This is a genomic window from Mesorhizobium sp. M0217, from assembly GCF_040321955.1.
In the GTDB taxonomy this organism is placed as follows: Bacteria; Pseudomonadota; Alphaproteobacteria; order Rhizobiales; family Rhizobiaceae; genus Mesorhizobium.
On the sequence record NZ_JAMYSN010000042.1, the window covers coordinates 15,044 to 34,347 of the forward strand.

The 19,304-nt window shown below is 63.9% G+C and carries 21 protein-coding genes; 9 read left to right on the plus strand and 12 right to left on the minus strand.

Annotated features, from left to right (window positions below; genetic code table 11):
• Positions 1 to 18: 18 nt before the first annotated feature.
• Complete coding sequence (locus NKJ18_RS31390; RefSeq protein WP_023685777.1) at positions 19 to 1,272, minus strand: aspartate kinase; 1,254 nt, start codon at positions 1,270 to 1,272, stop codon at positions 19 to 21.
• A gap of 245 nt (positions 1,273 to 1,517) precedes the next feature.
• Between NKJ18_RS31390 and NKJ18_RS31395 the strand changes: the two genes are divergently transcribed.
• The 4 genes from NKJ18_RS31395 to NKJ18_RS31410 all read left to right on the plus strand — a co-directional run bounded on the left by NKJ18_RS31395 (position 1,518) and on the right by NKJ18_RS31410 (position 4,845).
• Positions 1,518 to 3,359 (plus strand): CHASE3 domain-containing protein, encoded by a 1,842-nt coding sequence (locus tag NKJ18_RS31395; protein WP_502906194.1) that lies wholly within the window; start codon positions 1,518 to 1,520, stop codon positions 3,357 to 3,359.
• Entirely contained in the window at positions 3,356 to 3,655 is a 300-nt protein-coding gene (locus NKJ18_RS31400; protein ID WP_023685779.1) for an antibiotic biosynthesis monooxygenase, read from the plus strand. The genes NKJ18_RS31395 and NKJ18_RS31400 overlap by 4 nt, the downstream gene beginning before the upstream one ends.
• Before the next feature lie 84 nt (positions 3,656 to 3,739).
• Positions 3,740 to 4,489 carry a bifunctional 2-polyprenyl-6-hydroxyphenol methylase/3-demethylubiquinol 3-O-methyltransferase UbiG gene (gene ubiG, locus NKJ18_RS31405; RefSeq protein ID WP_023672976.1) on the plus strand — a complete coding sequence of 250 codons (750 nt, stop codon included), beginning with the start codon at positions 3,740 to 3,742 and terminating at the stop codon, positions 4,487 to 4,489.
• 23 nt (positions 4,490 to 4,512) lie between these two features.
• Positions 4,513 to 4,845 (plus strand): MmcQ/YjbR family DNA-binding protein, encoded by a 333-nt coding sequence (locus tag NKJ18_RS31410; protein ID WP_023685781.1) that lies wholly within the window; start codon positions 4,513 to 4,515, stop codon positions 4,843 to 4,845.
• Positions 4,846 to 4,932: 87 nt separating this feature from the next.
• Here NKJ18_RS31410 and NKJ18_RS31415 read toward each other — a convergent pair whose 3' ends face one another.
• The gene (locus tag NKJ18_RS31415) at positions 4,933 to 5,823 is read right to left on the minus strand and encodes a DMT family transporter (protein WP_352761398.1); all 891 of its coding nucleotides are present in this window, start codon (positions 5,821 to 5,823) and stop codon (positions 4,933 to 4,935) included.
• 101 nt (positions 5,824 to 5,924) lie between these two features.
• Here NKJ18_RS31415 and NKJ18_RS31420 point away from each other — a divergent pair, with 101 nt between their 5' ends.
• Entirely contained in the window at positions 5,925 to 6,410 is a 486-nt protein-coding gene (locus tag NKJ18_RS31420; protein ID WP_023672979.1) for a MarR family winged helix-turn-helix transcriptional regulator, read from the plus strand.
• 4 nt (positions 6,411 to 6,414) lie between these two features.
• Here the strand turns inward: NKJ18_RS31420 and NKJ18_RS31425 are convergent, their stop codons facing one another.
• The 4 genes from NKJ18_RS31425 to NKJ18_RS31440 form a co-directional block, all read right to left on the minus strand.
• A complete protein-coding gene (locus NKJ18_RS31425) occupies positions 6,415 to 6,840 on the minus strand; it encodes a DUF1178 family protein (protein WP_023685783.1) in 426 nt (141 codons plus the stop codon).
• Positions 6,837 to 7,703: a carbon-nitrogen hydrolase family protein gene (locus NKJ18_RS31430; RefSeq protein ID WP_023804565.1), complete on the minus strand. Its 867-nt coding sequence runs from the start codon at positions 7,701 to 7,703 to the stop codon at positions 6,837 to 6,839. The genes NKJ18_RS31425 and NKJ18_RS31430 overlap by 4 nt, the downstream gene beginning before the upstream one ends.
• Positions 7,704 to 7,789: 86 nt before the next feature.
• A complete protein-coding gene (gene grxC / locus NKJ18_RS31435) occupies positions 7,790 to 8,071 on the minus strand; it encodes a glutaredoxin 3 (protein WP_023804564.1) in 282 nt (93 codons plus the stop codon).
• 22 nt (positions 8,072 to 8,093) lie between these two features.
• Positions 8,094 to 8,879 (minus strand): ComF family protein, encoded by a 786-nt coding sequence (locus tag NKJ18_RS31440; RefSeq protein WP_196814971.1) that lies wholly within the window; start codon positions 8,877 to 8,879, stop codon positions 8,094 to 8,096.
• A gap of 72 nt (positions 8,880 to 8,951) precedes the next feature.
• Here NKJ18_RS31440 and NKJ18_RS31445 point away from each other — a divergent pair, with 72 nt between their 5' ends.
• Positions 8,952 to 9,824: a methyltransferase domain-containing protein gene (locus NKJ18_RS31445; RefSeq protein WP_286454826.1), complete on the plus strand. Its 873-nt coding sequence runs from the start codon at positions 8,952 to 8,954 to the stop codon at positions 9,822 to 9,824.
• A gap of 12 nt (positions 9,825 to 9,836) precedes the next feature.
• Here NKJ18_RS31445 and NKJ18_RS31450 read toward each other — a convergent pair whose 3' ends face one another.
• The 5 genes from NKJ18_RS31450 to argJ form a co-directional block, all read right to left on the minus strand.
• Complete coding sequence (locus NKJ18_RS31450; protein WP_023672984.1) at positions 9,837 to 10,019, minus strand: Flp family type IVb pilin; 183 nt, start codon at positions 10,017 to 10,019, stop codon at positions 9,837 to 9,839.
• 65 nt (positions 10,020 to 10,084) lie between these two features.
• Complete coding sequence (locus tag NKJ18_RS31455; protein WP_352761402.1) at positions 10,085 to 10,444, minus strand: hypothetical protein; 360 nt, start codon at positions 10,442 to 10,444, stop codon at positions 10,085 to 10,087.
• 97 nt (positions 10,445 to 10,541) lie between these two features.
• Positions 10,542 to 10,958, minus strand: a complete 417-nt coding sequence (gene mutT / locus NKJ18_RS31460) for an 8-oxo-dGTP diphosphatase MutT (protein ID WP_023685791.1) — start codon at positions 10,956 to 10,958, stop codon at positions 10,542 to 10,544.
• Positions 10,955 to 11,704, minus strand: a complete 750-nt coding sequence (locus NKJ18_RS31465) for a GNAT family N-acetyltransferase (protein ID WP_023713717.1) — start codon at positions 11,702 to 11,704, stop codon at positions 10,955 to 10,957. Before NKJ18_RS31465 ends, mutT begins: the two co-directional genes overlap by 4 nt.
• Positions 11,705 to 11,733: 29 nt before the next feature.
• Entirely contained in the window at positions 11,734 to 12,975 is a 1,242-nt protein-coding gene (gene argJ / locus NKJ18_RS31470) for a bifunctional glutamate N-acetyltransferase/amino-acid acetyltransferase ArgJ (RefSeq protein ID WP_023672988.1), read from the minus strand.
• A gap of 169 nt (positions 12,976 to 13,144) precedes the next feature.
• Between argJ and NKJ18_RS31475 the strand changes: the two genes are divergently transcribed.
• Both NKJ18_RS31475 and NKJ18_RS31480 read left to right on the plus strand, forming a co-directional pair.
• Positions 13,145 to 14,374, plus strand: a complete 1,230-nt coding sequence (locus NKJ18_RS31475) for a caspase family protein (protein WP_352623486.1) — start codon at positions 13,145 to 13,147, stop codon at positions 14,372 to 14,374.
• 133 nt (positions 14,375 to 14,507) lie between these two features.
• Positions 14,508 to 15,095 carry a TetR/AcrR family transcriptional regulator gene (locus NKJ18_RS31480; protein WP_023714960.1) on the plus strand — a complete coding sequence of 196 codons (588 nt, stop codon included), beginning with the start codon at positions 14,508 to 14,510 and terminating at the stop codon, positions 15,093 to 15,095.
• 44 nt (positions 15,096 to 15,139) lie between these two features.
• Here NKJ18_RS31480 and NKJ18_RS31485 read toward each other — a convergent pair whose 3' ends face one another.
• Positions 15,140 to 16,060: a peptidylprolyl isomerase gene (locus NKJ18_RS31485; RefSeq protein ID WP_023686683.1), complete on the minus strand. Its 921-nt coding sequence runs from the start codon at positions 16,058 to 16,060 to the stop codon at positions 15,140 to 15,142.
• A 243-nt stretch (positions 16,061 to 16,303) separates the two neighbouring features.
• Here NKJ18_RS31485 and secA point away from each other — a divergent pair, with 243 nt between their 5' ends.
• Positions 16,304 to 19,036 carry a preprotein translocase subunit SecA gene (secA, locus tag NKJ18_RS31490; protein WP_352761405.1) on the plus strand — a complete coding sequence of 911 codons (2,733 nt, stop codon included), beginning with the start codon at positions 16,304 to 16,306 and terminating at the stop codon, positions 19,034 to 19,036.
• Positions 19,037 to 19,304 lie beyond the last annotated feature (268 nt).

Below are 19,304 nucleotides of genomic sequence, written 5' to 3' on the forward strand. Positions count from 1 at the left end.
CAACTCAAATCGCTCTCGCTACTGCTTATCCAGACCGTACACGGAATGCAAAGTGCGAACCGCGAGTTCCGTGTAGGGACCGTCGATCAGTATCGAAATCTTGATCTCGGAGGTGGTGATGGCGCGGATGTTGATCGCCTTGTCGGCCAGCGCCTTGAAAGCGGTGGCGGCCACACCGGCATGGCTGCGCATGCCGATGCCGATGACCGAAACCTTCGACATGCCGGCTTCCGACTGCACCACGTCATAGCCGATCGAAGCCTTCAGTCGCTCCAGCACGGCCAGCGCCTTGTCCACGTCGCCGGACGGCACGGTGAAGGTCATGTCGGTGAACTTGCCGTCCTCTGAGATGTTCTGGACGATCATGTCGACGTTGATGTTGGCCTCGGCCAGCGGGCCGAAAATGCCGGCGGCAACGCCCGGGCGGTCGCCGACGCGGCGCAGAGAAATCTGCGCTTCGTCCTTGGCGTAGGCAATTCCGGTGACGACCTGCTGTTCCACGATCTCTTCCTCGTCGCAAATGAGCGTTCCCGGAGGATTGAGCAAATCCCCCATTCCGGGCGCATCGGGATCGTCGAAGGACGACCGCACGAACGTACGCACCCTGTGCACCATGGCAAGCTCGACCGAGCGCACCTGCAAGACCTTGGCGCCGAGCGAGGCCATTTCGAGCATTTCCTCGAACGAAATCTTGTTGAGCCGCCGCGCCTTCGGCTCGATGCGCGGATCGGTGGTGTAGACGCCGTCGACATCGGTGTAGATGTCGCAGCGGTCGGCCTTGACCGCCGCGGCAATGGCCACCGCGCTTGTGTCGGAGCCGCCGCGGCCGAGCGTGGCGATGCGGTTGTCCGGGCCGATGCCCTGGAAGCCGGCGACGACAGCCACCTGGCCCTCGCCGAAGCGCTTGATCAGGAACGCGCCGTCAATGTCGAGGATGCGCGCCGCGCCATGCGCGTTGTCGGTCTTGATCGGGATCTGCCAGCCCTGCCAGGAGCGGGCATGGACGCCCATATTCTGCAGTGTGATCGCCAGCAGGCCGGCAGTCACCTGCTCGCCCGAGGCGACCACGGCGTCATACTCGCGCGCGTCGTGCATGGGCGAGGCTTCGCGCGTCCAGCCAACCAGTTCGTTGGTCTTGCCCGCCATCGCCGAAACCACGACAGCGACCTCATGGCCGGCATCGACCTCGCGTTTGACGTGACGCGCCACATTGCGGATGCGGGCGATGTCGGCGACGGAGGTTCCGCCGAATTTCATCACGATGCGCGCCATGGAAGCGAAATGCCTTTGACTGAAGCCGGCCCAGGACCGAAAGGGGAAGTAAGCGCTCGACAGAAGCCGGCCGCTGAATGCGCGCCTCCTTAGCCAAATGATCACGGTTTCGCAAGGCTGGCGGCGGATGCCGGCTTCAGGATCGCGGCATATTGCGTTCGGCCCCGCCGCCGCTTACCAAATGCTGCCCGCGGGAAACTCCTTTTGGTCCGGCATATCGAATGATTGTTCGCCTTCGACGCGCCATGCGGTGGCAATCGCTGCCGCTGTTCATCGGCTTCGCCGTGCTGGCGTTGATCGTCGGCACACGCGCCGTGCTGGTCGAGACCCAGAGAGCCAATCGTGAGGCCGCGCGCGAGGCGGTCGAGTATCAGGAATTGCTTTCCGGTTTGCTTGCGATGGCTCAGGAGGCCGAGACCAGCCAGCGCGGCTATCTCCTGACCGGCGAGAAATCCTACCTCCAGCCTTATCGGCAGGCGGTCGACGCCATTCCGGGCCAGCTTGCCCGCATCGACGGCATGACCGCGCCGGACGACGAACTCGTGCAGCAGATCAACCACGTCAAGGACGCGCTTTCACAAAACCAGGCCGAATTGGCTGAGACGATTGCACTCTACGATCGCGGCGATGCGGCAAAAGCTCTGGAACTGGTCCGCAGCGGCCAGGGCAAGGCCGCCATGGACCAGATCCGGGCCAGCATGGACACGATCCGGCGCATTGGCGGCGCAGCCATCGCCGCGCGCGACGCTCATACCGACCGGGTCGAAAACTGGCTGCGAATCGGCTCGATAGCGGCGCTGCTGGCGATCTTCCTGCTTGGCGCCTACACGGTTCGCCTTTCGCGCCGCCGGTTCCGCGCAGTGGCCATCGCCCAGGAAGAGCTGATGCGCAAGAACATCGAGCTCGGCAACGAAATTCAGACGCGTGAAAAGGCCGAATCGCAGATCCGCCAGATGCAGAAGATGGAGGCTGTGGGCCAGCTGACCGGCGGTATCGCCCACGATTTCAACAACATGCTGGCGGTGATCATCAGCGCCATGAACCTCGCCCAGCGCAAGCTGGCGCGGGGCGAGCACGACATCATGAAATTCATCGAAGCGGCGACCGATGCGGCGACCCGGGCCGCAAACTTGACGTCACGGCTGCTTGCCTTCTCGCGCCAGCAGCCGCTCGCGCCTCAGGTTGTAGACGCCAATCGTCTGGTCGCCGGCATGTCGGACCTGCTTCGGCGGGCGCTCGGCGAAACCATCCGCATCGAAACCGTGCTGGCTGGCGGCCTGTGGAAGACCCATGCCGATCCGAGCCAGCTCGAAAATGCCATTCTCAATCTGGCGGTCAATGCGCGCGACGCCATGAGCGAGGACGGCAAGATGACCATCGAGACCGCCAACAGCCACCTCGACGAGAGCTACGCCGCCACCCATGCCGAGGTCAAAGACGGCCAGTATGTGATGATCGCGGTCAGCGACACCGGCGCCGGCATGCCGGCGGACGTCATGGAGCGGGCTTTCGAGCCATTTTTCACCACCAAGCCGGTCGACAAGGGCACCGGCCTCGGGCTGAGCCAAGTGTTCGGCTTCGTCAAACAGTCCGGCGGACACATCAAGATCTACTCGGAACCCGGCCAAGGCACCACGATCAGGATCTACCTGCCGCGCTTCTTCGGCCCGGAAGAGGCCGCCATATCTTCGGAACGAGCCGGAAATCCTGCCGTGCCGGTCACCGAAACCATCCTTGTCGTGGAGGACGATCCACGCGTGCGGGCTTCCACCACCGATGCCATGCGCGAACTCGGCTACACCGTCATTCATGCCGCAAGCGGCCAGGAAGCGCTGGAAAAGCTGGGCGACAACCCTGGTGTGGCGCTCATGTTCACCGATATCGTCATGCCGGTGATGAATGGGCGCAAGCTCGCCGAGGAGGCGCTGGCGCGCATGCCGAAGCTGAAGGTGATCTTCACCACCGGCTTCACCAGGAACGCCGTCGTCCACAATGGCGTGCTCGACCATGACGTGCATTTCCTGGCCAAGCCCTTCACCATCGAGCAGCTGGCGGCGAAATTGCGCGACGTGCTGGACGCAAGATGACCGAGACCCTGGAAATCGTCACCTTTCGCCTCAAGCCTGGAGCGGAAGCGGCCTTTGCCGCCGCCAACAACCTGGTCGCCGACTGGCTGGCGCGGCAACCTGGTTTCGTAAACCGCTGCCTGGCGCGGCGGGACGATGGCGGATGGGTCGATGTGGTGCGCTGGCGAAGTCGCGAGCAGGCTCTCGCCGCCGCGGGCCGCATCATGGCCGAGATCGGCGATTGCGAAGCGATGCGGGCCATCGATCCCGCAAGTGTTGCGATGGAACATTCGGCAATTGTGATCTCGAGGCCATAGGTCGACTAGCCAGCAGTCGCAAAAACCGTCCTTGACTTTCTTGCCCCGGCACCCGACTTCCTAGCGTCCGAGGAGACCCGCCCCATGCCAGAGGCCCGACGATCGACAATCGATGCCGGAGAAGTGGAACGCTTTTCCGCGCTTGCCGCCGAATGGTGGAACCCGAACGGCAAATTCCGTCCGCTGCACAAATTCAACCCGGTCCGGCTTGCCTATATCCGGGACCAGGTGGCGGCGCGCTTTGGCCGCGATCCGCGGGCGGCGCGGCCGTTCGAAGGCCTGCGTTTCCTCGATATCGGCTGCGGCGGTGGGTTATTGTGCGAGCCGATGGCAAGGCTTGGCGCCGAAGTGGTCGGCGCCGACGCCTCGGCAACCAACATCGAGGTGGCGAAGCTGCACGCGGCCGAAGGCGGCGTGACGGTGGATTATCGCGCTACGACCGCTGAGGATTTGGCCGATTCCGGCGAGAAATTCGACGTCGTCCTCAACATGGAAGTTGTCGAGCATGTTGCCGATGTCGACCTGTTCATCGGCAAGTGCGGCGAGATGGTCAAGCCCGGCGGCATCATGTTCGTGGCTACCATCAACCGCACGCTGAAGGCACTGGGCCTGGCCATCATCGGCGCCGAATATGTGCTGCGGTGGCTGCCGCGCGGCACCCACCAGTTCGGCAAGCTGGTGCGGCCCGAAGAGCTTGAAAAGGCGCTCGGCAGCGCCGCCATGACCATCATCGACCGTACCGGCGTGACCTACAATCCTCTCGCCGACCGCTGGGCACGCTCCAAGGACATGGACGTCAACTATATGGTGCTGGCGGAAAAACGATCGGTCTGAACGAAGGGGCGGCCGTGGACACTATGAGGGCCCGAGAGCTGGCGCTCGATCTGCCCGAAACGGTCGAGCAATCGCATTTCGGCAAGGCTGACTTCCGCGTCCGCAACCGTATCTTCGTCTCGCTGCCCGAAGCCGACCGTGCTGTCGTCAAGCTCGACCGCGACCAGCAAGAGATGATGGCCGCGGCTGAGCCATCGGTTTTCAGGCCCGTGACAGGCGGCTGGGGCCAAAAGGGATGGACGTCGATCATGCTCGAAGCCTGCGACGAACAGACATTCCGCAGCGCCGTTCGGACGGCCTGGCGAAACGTCGCCCCGCCGGCGCTACGGAAGCGCCTCGACGCGAGCCAAATTTAAGCTTGAGCAGTTCGAGCAAAGTGTGAAGCGGTTTTCCCGGGAAAAGCGCATAGCGCTTTGCCTAGGGAATTGCGTAAACCAAAGACCCTATGCCTTCTGGCTCTGCGCCTTGGTGGTGATGATCACGCCGATGGTGATGATCACCGCGCCGGCCCAGGTCAGCAACTGGTAGTGCTCGCCGAGGAAGATGGTTCCGGCAAACAGGCCGACGGCCGCCGCCACATAGCCGATCTGGCTGAGATAGACCGGACCGCCCACGGCCTGCAGCCGGAAGAAGAAGGCAAACATCGCCGAGGCCGAAGCGACCTGCGCCACGACAACCAGCGGCACGGCGCCAAGCGGGGCGAAGGCACTGAGGCCGAACAGCGCGAGAATGCCGATCAGCAGCAGCGTCGCCGAGGCCAGGTGGCTGCCGACGGCCAGTTCGATCGGACCAGTGCCTTCGGGCCAGTCGACGGTGCGATAGATATTGCCGGCGGCAAGGCTGACCGGGATCAAAAGTCCGACCAGTACCCAGAAGAAATCGGCCGGCTGGCCGGCCTCGCCGCGCGTCACCGCCACCATGACGGCGCCGATGAAGCCGACGGCGATACCGATACTGCCGAGCATATTTGGCCGTCGAACGCCAAGCAGGATCGAAAACACCAGTGTGATGACCGGCGACAGCGTGAACATGATGCCGGTATAGCCGGCGCCGAGATGCGGGATTGCCGAAAACATCAGCAGATTGGGCACGGCGTAGGACACGGCGGCGGTGATGAAGAAATAGCGCAGTCTGTGCGAGGTGAGCCGCATGCGCTCGCCGTTCGCGAGCAACGCGCACAGCAGCACGCCCCCGGCGCCGAACGAGATGACGAAGGCCCAGACCATGGCCGGAACGCCGGCAGCCGTCGCCAGCTTGCCGAACGGCAGGGTCAGGCCGAGCAGGCCGCCGGTGACGACCAGCAGGCCAAGCGCCGATTCCCAGAGAAATTTCATCGGATGGTCCCGTCACTCACTTGCGGCACTGGGTCGAAACTGTATCTTGAGGTAGCATACCACAAATATTCTTAACGTCAAGATACTTAGCGGTGAGACAGATGGATCGCGCAGCAAAGGCGGTGGAGCAATGGAAGCGGGAACGGCCGGACCTGGAGGTGTCGCCAATGCTGGTGCTTGGGCGGCTGAACGAAGCCTCGTCGCTAATCGCCCGCGAGCGCCTCGCCCCGCTGTTTGCCCGTTTCGGACTGCAGGCCGGCGAATTCGATGTGCTGGCGACGCTGCGCCGCTCCGGCCAGCCCTACGCGCTGACACCGACCGCTCTATATGAGGCGACGATGGTGACCTCTGGGGCCATGACCAACCGGCTCGACCGGCTTGAGAAGGCCGGACTGATCCTGCGCGGCCCGCACCCCAACGACCGGCGTGGCATTGTCGTGCAACTGACCGAAAAAGGTCTGGCCTTGATCGACGAAGCCCTGACCGCCCACGTCGCCAACGAGCATGAAATCCTCGCCGGGCTCACCGGCACGGAGCGGGGGGCACTGGCTCAGTTGCTTGGCAAATTGATCGATAGCGCCAGCTGATCGCTCAATTGCGCTCCTCGGGAAAACTCGGGATCGGCATGAAATCGATGCCATCCTCGGCCAAGCTCTTGGCTTCGTCCAACGTCGCCTCGCCATAGATGCCGCGCGCATCGCTCTCGCCGAAATGGATCTTGCGCGCTTCTTCGGCAAACTTGTCGCCGACATAGTCGGCATTCTCGCGCACCTTCTCGGCCATCGCCTTCAGTTGCGCCAAAGCCTGCTTCTGGGTTTCGCCCATGGCCAGCGCAATTGTTTCCTGCTTCCGCGCGGTGGAGACGGCTGGCGCCATCAGCGCCTTTTGCACCTTGTGCGAGCCGCAGCTCGGGCAATCGACGAAGCCGCGCTTCCTCTGCGTGTCGAAATCGTCATTGCTGCGAAACCAGCCCTCGAATTCGTGCTCGTGCTCGCAGATCAGGGCAAAGCGGATCACGAAGCCGCGCCCCTGAGCCGCGGCACTTCAGCCGTGCCGGCATTGACGGCAAAATCGCGCGCATTCCTAAGGTTGGGGATTTTTTTGCGCGCGGCCGACGACTGTGCGGTATCGATCTCGCCGATAATCACGCCCGGCTCGGCATGGACGGCCTCGGCGATGATGCGACCCCACGGGTCGACGATCAGCGAATGGCCATAGGTCTCGCGGCCGTCCTCATGCAGGCCACCTTGTGCTGCAGCAACCACATAGGCGCCGTTCTCGATGGCGCGGGCTCGCAGCAGCACATGCCAGTGCGCTTCGCCGGTCTGGCGGGTGAAGGCGGCAGGCACCGACAAGAGGTCGGCGCCGGCCATCGCCTCGGCGCGGAACAGCTGCGGAAAGCGTAGATCGTAGCAGACGGCAAAGCCCAGCCTGGCGCCGTCGATCTCGGTGACGACCGCTTCGGTGCCCGGCTCATAGGCGGCGGATTCGCGCCAGCTTTCGCCATTGTCGAGATCGACGTCGAACATGTGGATCTTGTCATAGGTGGCGAGCGTCGCGCCATCCGGCCCAAACAGCAGCGCCCGGTTGGCGAGCTTGCCGTCGGCGCGCAGGATGGCGGTAGAGCCAATATGCAAGAAGACGCCGAGTTCGCTGGCGAGCTTGCGCGCGGTCGCCACGACGATGTCCTTGTCTTCCGAGGTGAAGGAAGCAGCCCTGGCTTCCTTGTCGCGAATCAGCGCACCGGTCATTTCCGGGGTCTGGATGTAGGTTGCACCGAGGCCTGCCGCCTCGCGAACCAGCCGTTCGAGATCGACCGCGTTGCGCTCGGGGCTCTCGCCCGAACGCATCTGGATCGCCGCCGCCTTGAAAACACCCATCGTCACGTCCTCTTTGAGCAATTCCAGGAAAAGTGTGTACCGGTTTTCCGTCCGAAATTGCATAAAAACAAAGACATAGAGCGGCCCTACGAACCGCTCTTTGTCGTCGAGCCGTTGGCAAGCAGCCTGTCCAGCTGGCCCCGCGCCTCCAATTCGTGGAGGTCGTCGGAGCCGCCGACATGCGTGTCGCCGATGAAAATCTGCGGAAAGGTCGAGCGGCCATGCGCCCGCGAAATCATTTCCTGGCGCAATTCCGGCGAAAACGAAGCGTCATGCTCGGTGTAAGCGACGCCCTTGCGTTCGAGCAGCCGCTTGGCCGCCGCGCAATAGCCGCACATCATACGGGTGTAAATCGTCACATCGAGCATCGGTCCGTGCCTTTCCTCGACCTTATATAGTCGCGGACTCGTCGGCCCGAAAGTCCCCCGGCAGGACACGCGCGAAGGTCAGCACATCGACCGCTCCGGCGCCGCCCTTCTTCAGCGCCCTGGCGACCGAGCGTACGGTGGCGCCGGTGGTGTAGACATCGTCGACCAGAAGCACGCGGCGCCCAGTGATCTCGATTTCGGCTTCCGCAGGCACACGGAAGGCGGCGCGGACATTGGCCTCGCGCTCCTGCCGCTCCAGCCCGACCTGCTGGCGCGTGAGCTTGACGCGCCGGACCGCCGAGGGCGAGAAAGGCAGCCCGCTAAGCTGCGCAACCGCCCTTGCCAACTCCGCCGACTGGTTGAACTGCCGGCGAAAGAAGCGCCGCCAGTGCAGCGGCACCGGTACGACGACATCGGCGTCTGCAATTAGCTCAGCGCCGGCGCGCAGCATCCAGCGCGCCATCCACGGCGCCAGATCGGTGCGATCCTGGTATTTCAGACCTTGCACCATCTGGCGGGCGACACCTGAATAGGCCACGGCCGCCCGCGCCCGCTCGAACGGCGGCGGATCGGCGATCGCCTCGGCCGACAGGAATCCCTCGCCCATATCGTGCGTGAATGGCGTGCCCATCACCGCGCACCATGGCCGCTCCAGCAGCCTGAGTTTCGGCCAGCAGGCACCGCACAAAACGCCGGGTTGCGAGACGTGCCTGCGACAGCCGGCACAGACCGGCGGGAACAGCATCCGCGCCGGCCAGTCCAACATGGCCAGTTTCAACATGGTTTGAGCGAGGCTCTTGATCTCCATCACCGGATCGGCCACGTGGTTTTGACGTCCGCGCCAGGATATCACTAGACGGACAAACAGGGATGTCTACCGTTGCAGCCGATCATCGATACTGAACTTTGGCTGGTGCGCAAGCGCAGGGCGCTGGCCCACCCCGTAGCCGGCGCGGATTTTCTGATGCGGCGGGCGGCGGAAGACCTTGCCGACCGGCTCGGCGCGGTCGAGCGGAAATTCGGCAAGGCCGCGGTGCTGTTTTGCCAGACGCCGGACGCAACGGACGTGGTCGCTGCAAGCGGCAAGGCAGCGGAGATCGTGCGCGTCGAGGCAGATCCAGCGTTTCTGGACGGCCGGCCAGGGCTGATAGCACCGCTGGAAACAGTGCCGTTCCAGCCGGAAAGCCTCGACCTCGTCGTTTCACTTCTGTCGTTGCAGGCGATGAACGACATTCCCGGCATGCTGGTGCAGATCCGCCGCGCTCTGCGGCCCGACGGGCTTTTCCTCGGCGCCTTTGCCGGCGCCGGCACGCTTTCCGAATTGCGCGAAAGCCTGCTCGCCGCCGAGACCGAACTCTGTGGCGGCGCCAGCCCGCGTGTCATCCCCTTCACCGATGTTCGCGACGCCGGCGCACTGCTGCAGCGCGCCGGACTGGCGCTGCCGGTGGCCGACGTCGAAACGGTGACCGTCCGCTACGATACCCTCTTCGACCTCATTGCCGATCTCAGGGCGATGGGCGAAACCAGCGCGCTGACCGATCGCAGCCGGCGACCGGGAGCGCGAAAGCTTTTTACCCGTGCCGCCGAAATCTATGCCGAACGCTTTTCGGACGCTGATGGCCGCATCAGGGCAAGCTTTTCCATCGTCTGGATGTCGGGCTGGGCGCCCGATGCCTCGCAGCAAAAGCCCTTGAAACCGGGTTCGGCGAAGGTCTCGCTGAAGACGATACTGGAAAACCCCGGCGGGCGGTGACGGCGCTCCGGATCAGTGCTCGGCGAAGGCGTTTGCGAGCCTGCTGTTGTTGTCGCTGAACAGAAACTGGATCGCATTGCTGGCCTTGCCGACACCCCCGACGATGGCAAGCGACAGCACCGCAACGATCAGGCCATATTCAATGGCCGTGGCGCCTGTTTCGTCCTGCAAAAATCGGCGCAGCAATGGCTTCATGATCGTCGATCCCTCTCATCCCCGACCATATCGCCGACCTGTTAAGAAAGGTTAACGGCACAAGCTTAACAGGCTGTGAAATGGGCCTGCGTTGAGGAAGTTCTCAAGCTGGTGTCGACCTTGTCGCCGCTGCGTTGGCCGTCGGCGCGGATGATGCAGACTGAGCTCGGTGAGGGCTGCAGCACGCTTCTGCGCAGCGTATAGGTGGCCCGCGAGCCGATCGAACCCGTGCTCATCGGGTCGAGACCGCCTGCAAGAGCATCGCGGCTGGATGATCGCGTCTGGTTGTCCAGCACGGGGACCGCGATCAGCGCCAGCGCCACTGCGGCCGAGCCGAACAACAGCGTGACGCGCAATAAGCCGACGCCGGCGGCGCGATAGCTGCGATCTGGCCGGATCGAGTCCCATTCCCTGTCGAGGCTCATGCAATCGCTCCCCGCGAACCCGCTTTGCCGCAATTTTTCACGACGAGATAAATCTTCCATTAACGCTGGCTAGATCAGACCGCGAAATGGCTTTGTATCACAACAGGTCGATGAGGAACTGGATTAGCGGCGCGTCGGCCGGCGGCATGGGATAGTCGCGCATCTGCTTTGGCCGCACCCATTTCAACGCCTGCCCTTCCCTGGGCTGCGCGATGCCGCGGAAGCGGCGGCAGACGAACAGGGGCATCAGGAGATGGAAATCATCATAGGAATGGCTGGCGAAGGTGAGCGGCGCCAGGCAAGGAATGTCAGTCTCGATGCCGATTTCTTCCTGCAGTTCGCGGATCAGGCATTGTTCCGGCGTCTCGCCTGGCTCTACCTTGCCGCCGGGAAATTCCCACAGGCCGGCAAGCTGTTTGCCCTCGGGCCGCTGCGCCAGAAGCACCCGCCCATCGGTATCGACCAGCGCGCACGCGGCGACCAGCAGCAGGCGTTTGCCGGTGATCTCGCTCATGCGCCCGGCGGCCGGCGATAGTGGTAGCGATAGACTTCGTCGAAGCCCAGCGAGCGATAGAGCGCCAGCGCCGGCGCATTGCCGGCCTCGACCTGCAGCCAGGCTTCGCGAGCGCCACGCAGCCTCGCCCACTTCAGCGCCGACAGGATCAGGTTGCGGCCATGGCCCTGATTGCGCGCCGACTTGGCGGTGGCGATCTCGAACAGGCCGGCAAGATCGCCGTCATGGACGCAGATCAGCACCGCCAGAGGGTCGGCCCCTTCCTCCAGCGCAAACAGCCCGACTTCGGGTTGGATGGCGCCGATGATTTCCGAAAGACCGGGCCGCAGCGATGCATCCGAGCCGCTGACCTTGAGCGACGCGCCGAGAAAGCGGCTGATATCCTTCAGCGGAATCTGGTCCATGGCCGGCGCCAGTTGCGCGTCCGCCAGCGGCAGCCGCATCACCAGGGATTCGTCGAATGTGCTCCAGCCCTCATTGTCGAGATGCTTGGCTAGGTCCGGCCCCGACAGCGGCGAGATGCGGAAGGTCAGCGGCCTGCCATAGGCGTCGAAGCGCCGGCTGGCGCGGCCGATGCGCTCGGCAATGTGCTGGGTGTCGCCGGGATCGAGCGGGTTGACCGAGTTCAGCCGCTTGGCCGGATGGCCGGCTGTCAGCCGCACCACCCAGGTGCCGTCATAATGCACGGCCGCCGCCGGCCAGGCGCGAAACCCCGCAGCCTCGTAGCGGCGCACGATGGCGAGCATGCTTGCCGGATGCCTGGAAGCCAACTCCATCAGCTCCGGTAATCGCCATTGATGGCGACATATTCCTTGGTGAGGTCGCAGGTCCACACCGTCGCCTTGCCGCGGCCGATACCGATATCGGCGCGGATGCGAATGTCGTCGCGCTTCATATAGGCCGAGGTCGCTTCCTCGGAGTAGCCCGGGTCGCGTTCGCCCTCATGCGCCAGACGGTTGTCGCCGAACCAGATCGACAGCCGGTCGCGATCGGCCGGCTCGCCGGCCTTGCCGACGGCCATGACGACGCGGCCCCAATTGGCGTCCTCGCCGGCAACCGCCGTCTTGACCAGCGGCGAATTGGCGATGGACAGCGCGATGCGCTTGGCCGAGCGCGCCGATTTGGCGCCGGTAACGGTGACTTCGACCTGCTTGCGGGCGCCCTCGCCGTCGCGCACCACTTGCAGCGCCAGCGATTTGAGCACCTTGCCCAGCGCCCGGCGGAACGCGCCGAGACGCGCATCCTTGGGATCGCTGATGGCGGGCGCGCCGCGCTTGGCAGCGGCTCCGGTGGCGAACAACAGCAGCGTGTCGCTGGTCGAGGTGTCGCTGTCGACGGTGACGGCGTTGAAGGTCTTGGCCGTGCCGCGCGACAACAAGTCCTGCAGCACGGGGGCGGCGATCGGCGCATCGGTGGCGATGAAGGACAGCATAGTCGCCATATCGGGCGCGATCATGCCGGCGCCCTTGGAGATGCCATTGATGATGACGTCGGTGTCGCCGAGCTTGACCGTCGCTGTCGCCACTTTCGGATAGGTGTCGGTGGTCATGATGGCCTTTGCCGCCTCGGTCCACAGATCCGGCTTGCCGTCCTTGACCAGTCCGGCCAGCAAATGGCTGAATTTGGTGGTGTCGAGCGGCTCGCCGATTACCCCGGTAGAAGCGAGGAACACTTCGCCTGGCGTGCAACCTGCGGCCTTGGCCGCGGCCTCGCCGGTCAGTTGGGTGGAGGCGCGGCCCTTCTTGCCGGTGAAGGCGTTGGCGTTGCCGGAATTGACGACCAGCACCCGTGCCTTGCCGGCGCCAAGGTTCTCGCGGCAGAAGTCGACCGGCGCCGAGGGGCATTTCGACTTCGTGAACACGCCGGCAACCGCTGTGCCGGCATCGAAGACCATGGCCAAGAGGTCGGTACGGTTCTTGTACTTGATCCCGGCCTCGGCGGTGGCGATGCGCACGCCCTCGATGGCAGGCATTTTGGGATATTTCTTCGGCGCGAGCGGCGAAATCGTTGCGGACATTGGAGACCTCGGGCGAGGGAAAAACGCTGGGCGAAGGCCGGTTTGCCCGATAGCACGGCCCGGCGCAAGGGCGTTTTCTTGGCCGCCGCTGTCGGCAAGCCACCAGGGATTAAGCTTGCATTTCAAATCCGTTGGCGTCACCGGGGCCTCTGGCGTTATGATATCGGCCATGGGCAGGCTGGTGATCTTGGCGGTGGCGTTTATGGGGCTTTTGCTCCTGAGCGCCGATGCGCAGCCGGAACGGCGCGTGGCGCTGGTCATCGGCAATGGCACCTATGCCGAAGCCGGCACGCTCACCAATCCGGTCAACGATGCGCTCGATATTGCCGGCAAGCTCCGCTCGATCGGCTTCGACGTCATCGAGGGCAACGATCTCGGCAAGCGCGAACTCGAGCGCAAGATCGGCGAATTTTCCGATGCGCTGGAAGGTGCGGGCGTCGGGCTTTTCTATTACGCCGGCCACGGCCTGCAGGTGGAAGGGCGCAACTACATCGTGCCGGTCGACGCCCGGCTCGACATGCCGGTCAAGCTGCAGCTCGAAGCCGTGCCGATCGACGAAGTCCTCGACATCATGGAGCAGCAGACCAAGGTCAGCCTGGTTTTCCTTGACGCCTGCCGCAACAATCCCTTTGCCCGCAGCCTGAGCCGCACCGCCACCACGCGCTCGGCAACGGCGCTTGCCGGTCTGGCGCAGTTCGATTCGACGCGCGGCTCCTTCATCGCCTTCTCGACGGCGCCAGGCGCTGTCGCCATGGACGGCACCGGACGCAATTCGCCGTTCGCCGCCGCCCTGCTGCGGCACATGGCCGAGCCCGGCCAGAGCATCAACGACATGATGATCGCGGTGCGCCGCGACGTGGTCTCCGAAACCCGCGAGGGACAGCGCCCATGGGAACAGGGTTCGCTGCTCGAACGGTTCGAGTTTGTGCCCGGCGGCGAAACGGTTGCACAGCCGAAGCCCGCCGTCCCCCCGGCGCCCGAAACAAATGTTGCGGCACTCGAACGGTCTGTAGGCGACGACAAGACCGCAATCGAGAAATTCCTGCGCGACGACTATCTTGCGCCCGATGCCGCGGCGATCGGCGAGACCGTCAAGCGGCTCTATGCGCCTTCCGCTACCATCTTCGGCACGCGCTATGACAGCGACGCCGTCGTCAAGCTCAAGACGGACTGGTTCGCGCAATTTGCATCCTGGTCGTTCAGTCTCGAGCCCGGCAGCCTCGAGGTGACGCCGCAGGGCGAGAACCGCGCCGAAGCCGTGTTCGCGATGAGCTACGACTATATGTCGAAAGACAAATCGGCGGCGCGCATGACCGGCAAGGCACGAGTCACGCTTGGGCTGGTGAAGAGCGACGGCCAGTGGCGGATCGCCTCGGAAACCTCGCAAGCGATGAACTGAAAATCCCCGCGCAGGGCGAACGTGAGGCCTGCTTCTACAAGCGCTGGAAACGGGCCGTTTCGTTTGCCTGCCAGCTCACCTATATTGCCGGCGAGATTGTTGGCGAGGACAGACATTGTTGGCGAGGACAGACATGGGCGAGGATCCGGCGCGCAGATCGATCGGGGCGCGGCGCAACCCAGACAGCGCCGAGGCCATTCTCGAGGCCGCGGAGGCGGTGCTGGTCGAGGCCGGCTATGCCGGCTTCTCCATAGAGGCCGTGGCGCGGCGGGCGCGCGCCGGCAAACCCACGATCTATCGCTGGTGGCCGAGCAAGGCGGCCCTGCTGTTAGAGGTCTACAAGCGGCAAAAGCGTGTCGACGTCCCCGATACCGGCAGTCTCGAAGACGACCTCGTCGGTTTCCTGAGGAACCTCTTCGCGCATTGGCGCGACACATCCTCGGGCAGTGTATTCCGCTCGCTGATCGCCGAGGCCCAGTCGGACGAAGCGGCGGCCGCGGCCCTGACTGGCTATGCCGATGGGCGCGTGTCCCACACCGCTCGGATCATCGAGCGCGCCAAGGCGCGCGGCGAGGTTGCGGCCGATATCGACGCAGCGCTGGTCGCCGACCTCATCGCTTCCTATGCCTGGAAACACCTTTTGACCAACCGGCTGGACGAAGATGAGGCGACAATCCTTGCCACTGTCCGCTATGTGATGTCAGGCATCTCCCGCAATTGAAAAGGGCGCCGAACGGCGCCCTTTTCATGTTTTCGGTGCCGGCCTTACTTGCCGGCTTCCATCGTGTCGACGGCCTTCTTCAGATTGGCGTCGGGGATTTCAACCTTTGCGGCGCCGCGCAGCTGCTTGACCAGTGCGAAATACTTGTCGCGGATCACCGCCTGCTTGGCCTGGTCCTTGACGTCGTCGAAGGCCGGCGGCTGTTTGGTGCGCTTGTCCTCGAGCTTGATGACATGCCAGCCGAATTGCGTTTGCACCGGCTCCTTGGTGTATTTGCCGATTTCGAGCGCAACTGCCGCCTTGTCGAATTCCGGCACCATCTGCCCCGGGCCGAACCAGCCGAGATCGCCGCCATTGGTTTTGCCCGAGGGATCGCTGGTATGCTCGTTGGCGAGCTTCTGGAAGTCGGCACCGCCATCGAGCTGCTTGATGATCGCCTCGGCCTCTTCCTTCGTCTTCACGAGGATGTGACGGGCATGAATCTCATTGACCGGCGGCGTGCTGGCGATTTCCTGGTCGTAGCGGGCGCGCACCTCGGCATCGGTAACCTTGTCGACGACGCCCTTCTCGACCATCTCGCCATGCAGCGCGCGCTGCTGCAGGAACGCCATGCGGCGCTGGAATTCGGGATCCTTGTCGAGCCCGGTGGCGACCGCCTGGGCGGCCATGACGCGGATTTCGATGGCCGCCGAAAGGGCGGCGGCGCGGCGCTGCTCGGGTGGCAACTGCGAGAACTGCTGCGACAGCTCGCCCTCGGCAAGCCCAAGGTCCGCCTCGGTCAGCTTCTGGCCATTGACGGTAGCGATAACGGCGTTCGGATCGACGGGGGCTGCCGCCGGCGCTGCTGCGGCATCGGCCGGGGCGGGAGCGGCTTCCTGGGCCATCAGCGGAGACAGCGACAGGGCCGACAGGCCGAAGGCCAGGCCAAGGCTGGCGAGCGACGCACGGCGAAACAGTAAGGACATCAAGATTAACTCCAAGGGGGATTGGTAGGGCTTGCAGATCAGCCGGATTGTGGCGGAATTTGGCGCTGCCCATAGGGCTAACGCGGCGTTGACATCAGTTGAGCCCCCTCTTATCTGTCCAACGACTTTGCGTCCAGAACCGTTTTCCGGGCGCTTTTTGTGTTTGTCCGCATTTCACGCGGAATTGATGGGGCCGGCCGGCGCTCATCTCAAAATTGAGAATTCTATCGAAAGGACCATCGGATGGTCAGTCTCGGCGGTCTCGCCCGTAAGGTTTTCGGTTCCTCCAACGATCGTCGCGTAAAATCGACCCGGCCGCGTGTCGAGGCGATCAATGCCATGGAAAACGAGATCCGGGCGCTGTCCGACGCCGAGCTTCAGGCCCGCACGGAAAAATTCCGCCAGGATATCGCCAACGGCGCTACGCTCGATGACCTGCTGGTGCCGGCCTTCGCCACCGTCCGCGAGGCATCCCGCCGCGTGCTCGGCATGCGCCCGTTCGACGTGCAGCTGATCGGCGGCATGGTGCTGCACAATGGCGGCATCGCCGAAATGCGCACCGGCGAGGGCAAGACCCTGGTCGCCACCCTGCCCGTTTATCTCAACGCGCTTGCCGGCAAGGGCGTCCATGTCGTCACCGTCAACGACTATCTCGCCACCCGCGACTCCGAATGGATGGGCCGCGTCTACAAATTCCTCGGCCTCTCGGTCGGCGTCATCGTCCATGGCCTGTCCGACGAGGAGCGCCGCGTCGCCTACGCGTCCGATGTTACCTATGCCACGAACAACGAGCTCGGCTTCGACTATTTGCGCGACAACATGAAGTATGAGCGCGCGCAGATGGTGCAGCGCGGCCACAATTACGCGATCGTCGACGAAGTCGATTCCATCCTGGTCGACGAGGCGCGCACGCCGCTGATCATTTCCGGTCCGCTCGAGGACCGTTCGGAAATGTACAACACCATCGATGCCTTCATGCTGCAGCTCGGCCCAGCCGACTACGAGATCGACGAGAAGCAGAAGACCTCGATCTTCACCGAGGAAGGCACCGAGAAGCTGGAAAACCTGCTGCGCGAGGCCGGCCTGCTCAAGGGCGAGTCGCTCTATGACGTCGAGAACGTCGCCATCGTCCACCACGTCAACAACGCGCTGAAGGCGCACCGGCTGTTCCAGAAGGACAAGGACTACATCGTCCGCAACGACGAGATCGTCATCATCGACGAATTCACCGGCCGCATGATGCCGGGCCGCCGCTATTCGGAAGGCCTGCACCAGGCGCTCGAAGCCAAGGAGCATGTGGCGATCCAGCCGGAAAACCAGACGCTGGCCTCCGTCACCTTCCAGAACTACTTCCGCCTCTACAAGAAGCTTTCCGGCATGACCGGCACGGCGCTGACCGAGGCCGAGGAGTTCGGCAACATTTACGGCCTCGAAGTCACCGAGATCCCGACCAATCTGCCGGTCATCCGCAAGGACGAGGACGACGAGGTCTACCGGACGGTCGAGGAGAAGTACAAGGCGATTGTCAAGGAGATCAAGGAAGCGCGCGCCAAGGGCCAGCCGACGCTGGTCGGCACCACCTCCATTGAAAAATCCGAGCAGCTGGCCGAGCGCCTGCGCAAGGAAGGGTTCAAGGATTTCGAGGTGTTGAACGCCCGCCACCACGAGCGCGAGGCCGCCATCGTCGCCCAGGCCGGCAAACCCGGCGCCATCACCATCGCCACCAACATGGCGGGACGCGGCACCGACATCAAGCTCGGCGGCAACGCCGAGATGCGCATCGAGGACGAACTGGGCGACATGCCTGCTGGTCCCGAGCGCGAGGCGCGCGAAAAGGAAATCATTGCCGATGTCGAGCGCCTGAAGGAAAAGGCGCTGGCCGCCGGCGGCCTCTACGTGCTGGCCACCGAGCGCCATGAATCGCGCCGCATCGACAACCAGCTCCGCGGCCGCTCCGGCCGCCAGGGCGACCCCGGCCGTTCGAAATTCTTCCTGTCGCTGCAGGACGATCTGATGCGCATCTTCGGCTCCGAGCGCATGGACGGCATGCTGCAGAAGCTTGGCCTCAAGGAAGACGAGGCCATCATCCATCCGTGGATCAACAAGGCGCTGGAAAAGGCGCAGAAGAAGGTCGAAGCGCGCAACTTCGATATCCGCAAGAACCTGTTGAAATACGACGACGTCTCGAACGACCAGCGCAAGGTGGTGTTCGAGCAGCGCATCGAATTGATGGACGGCGAAGGCCTGTCCGAGACGATCGCCGAGATGCGCGAAGGCGTCATCGAGGAGATCGTCACCAAGAACATCCCCGAAAACGCCTATGCCGAGCAGTGGAACGTCGCCGGCCTCAAGGCCGAGGTCGCCGAATTCCTCAATCTCGACCTGCCGGTCGAGGACTGGGTCAAGGAAGAAGGCATTGCCGAGGACGACATCCGCGAGCGCCTGACCAAGGCCGCCGACGCCGCCGCCAAGGAGCGCGCCGAGCGCTTCGGCCCAGACGTGATGAGCTATGTCGAACGCTCGGTGGTGTTGCAGACGCTCGATCATCTGTGGCGCGAGCACATCGTCAACCTCGACCATCTGCGTTCGGTCGTCGGCTTCCGCGGCTACGCCCAGCGCGACCCGCTGCAGGAATACAAGAGCGAGGCGTTCGAGCTGTTCCAGGCGCTGCTCGGCAATCTGCGCCAGGCCGTCACCGCGCAATTGATGCGCGTCGAACTGGTCCGCCAGGCCGCCGAAGCGCCGCCGCCCGAAGCGCCTGAAATGTTCGGCAGCCACATTGACGGCACCACGGGCGAGGACGATTTCGAGGGTGGCGAGACCGCACTTCTGGTCCGCCAGGAGAGCAACGCCATCGTCGCTCCCGAAGACCGTGATCCGAACAACCAGGCGACCTGGGGCAAGATCGGCCGCAACGAAGCCTGCCCCTGCGGCTCCGGCAAGAAATACAAGCACTGCCATGGCGCGTTTGCTTGATCATTAGGTCGGCGGGACAGCACCCCCCTCTGGCCTGCCGGCCATCTCCCCCTCAAGGGGGGAGATCACGCAGTTGCGGGCCCCACTTCCTTTTCAACTTCGACAGTTGGCGAAAGCCTTGATCACAGCCAATCTCCCCCCTTGAGGGGGAGATGTCCGGCAGGACAGAGGGGGGTTGTGTGCGTCAAGTTCTGCAAAAAGGGGCGGCCATGATGCTGGTCATGCGGCTTGGCGCAGAGCGAGCTTCTTGTGCTCGCGCAGGTCGTCC

Coding starts and splice junctions, on each gene's coding strand:
- NKJ18_RS31390 (WP_023685777.1), bottom strand. CDS start 1,272: ATGGCGCGCATCGTGATGAAATTCGGCGGAACCTCCGTCGCCGACATC.
- NKJ18_RS31395 (WP_502906194.1), top strand. CDS start 1,518: ATGCGGTGGCAATCGCTGCCGCTGTTCATCGGCTTCGCCGTGCTGGCG.
- NKJ18_RS31400 (WP_023685779.1), top strand. CDS start 3,356: ATGACCGAGACCCTGGAAATCGTCACCTTTCGCCTCAAGCCTGGAGCG.
- ubiG (WP_023672976.1), top strand. CDS start 3,740: ATGCCAGAGGCCCGACGATCGACAATCGATGCCGGAGAAGTGGAACGC.
- NKJ18_RS31410 (WP_023685781.1), top strand. CDS start 4,513: ATGAGGGCCCGAGAGCTGGCGCTCGATCTGCCCGAAACGGTCGAGCAA.
- NKJ18_RS31415 (WP_352761398.1), bottom strand. CDS start 5,823: ATGAAATTTCTCTGGGAATCGGCGCTTGGCCTGCTGGTCGTCACCGGC.
- NKJ18_RS31420 (WP_023672979.1), top strand. CDS start 5,925: ATGGATCGCGCAGCAAAGGCGGTGGAGCAATGGAAGCGGGAACGGCCG.
- NKJ18_RS31430 (WP_023804565.1), bottom strand. CDS start 7,703: ATGGGTGTTTTCAAGGCGGCGGCGATCCAGATGCGTTCGGGCGAGAGC.
- grxC (WP_023804564.1), bottom strand. CDS start 8,071: ATGCTCGATGTGACGATTTACACCCGTATGATGTGCGGCTATTGCGCG.
- NKJ18_RS31440 (WP_196814971.1), bottom strand. CDS start 8,879: ATGGAGATCAAGAGCCTCGCTCAAACCATGTTGAAACTGGCCATGTTG.
- NKJ18_RS31450 (WP_023672984.1), bottom strand. CDS start 10,019: ATGAAGCCATTGCTGCGCCGATTTTTGCAGGACGAAACAGGCGCCACG.
- NKJ18_RS31455 (WP_352761402.1), bottom strand. CDS start 10,444: ATGAGCCTCGACAGGGAATGGGACTCGATCCGGCCAGATCGCAGCTAT.
- mutT (WP_023685791.1), bottom strand. CDS start 10,958: ATGAGCGAGATCACCGGCAAACGCCTGCTGCTGGTCGCCGCGTGCGCG.
- NKJ18_RS31465 (WP_023713717.1), bottom strand. CDS start 11,704: ATGCTCGCCATCGTGCGCCGCTACGAGGCTGCGGGGTTTCGCGCCTGG.
- argJ (WP_023672988.1), bottom strand. CDS start 12,975: ATGTCCGCAACGATTTCGCCGCTCGCGCCGAAGAAATATCCCAAAATG.
- NKJ18_RS31475 (WP_352623486.1), top strand. CDS start 13,145: ATGGGCAGGCTGGTGATCTTGGCGGTGGCGTTTATGGGGCTTTTGCTC.
- NKJ18_RS31480 (WP_023714960.1), top strand. CDS start 14,508: ATGGGCGAGGATCCGGCGCGCAGATCGATCGGGGCGCGGCGCAACCCA.
- NKJ18_RS31485 (WP_023686683.1), bottom strand. CDS start 16,060: ATGTCCTTACTGTTTCGCCGTGCGTCGCTCGCCAGCCTTGGCCTGGCC.
- secA (WP_352761405.1), top strand. CDS start 16,304: ATGGTCAGTCTCGGCGGTCTCGCCCGTAAGGTTTTCGGTTCCTCCAAC.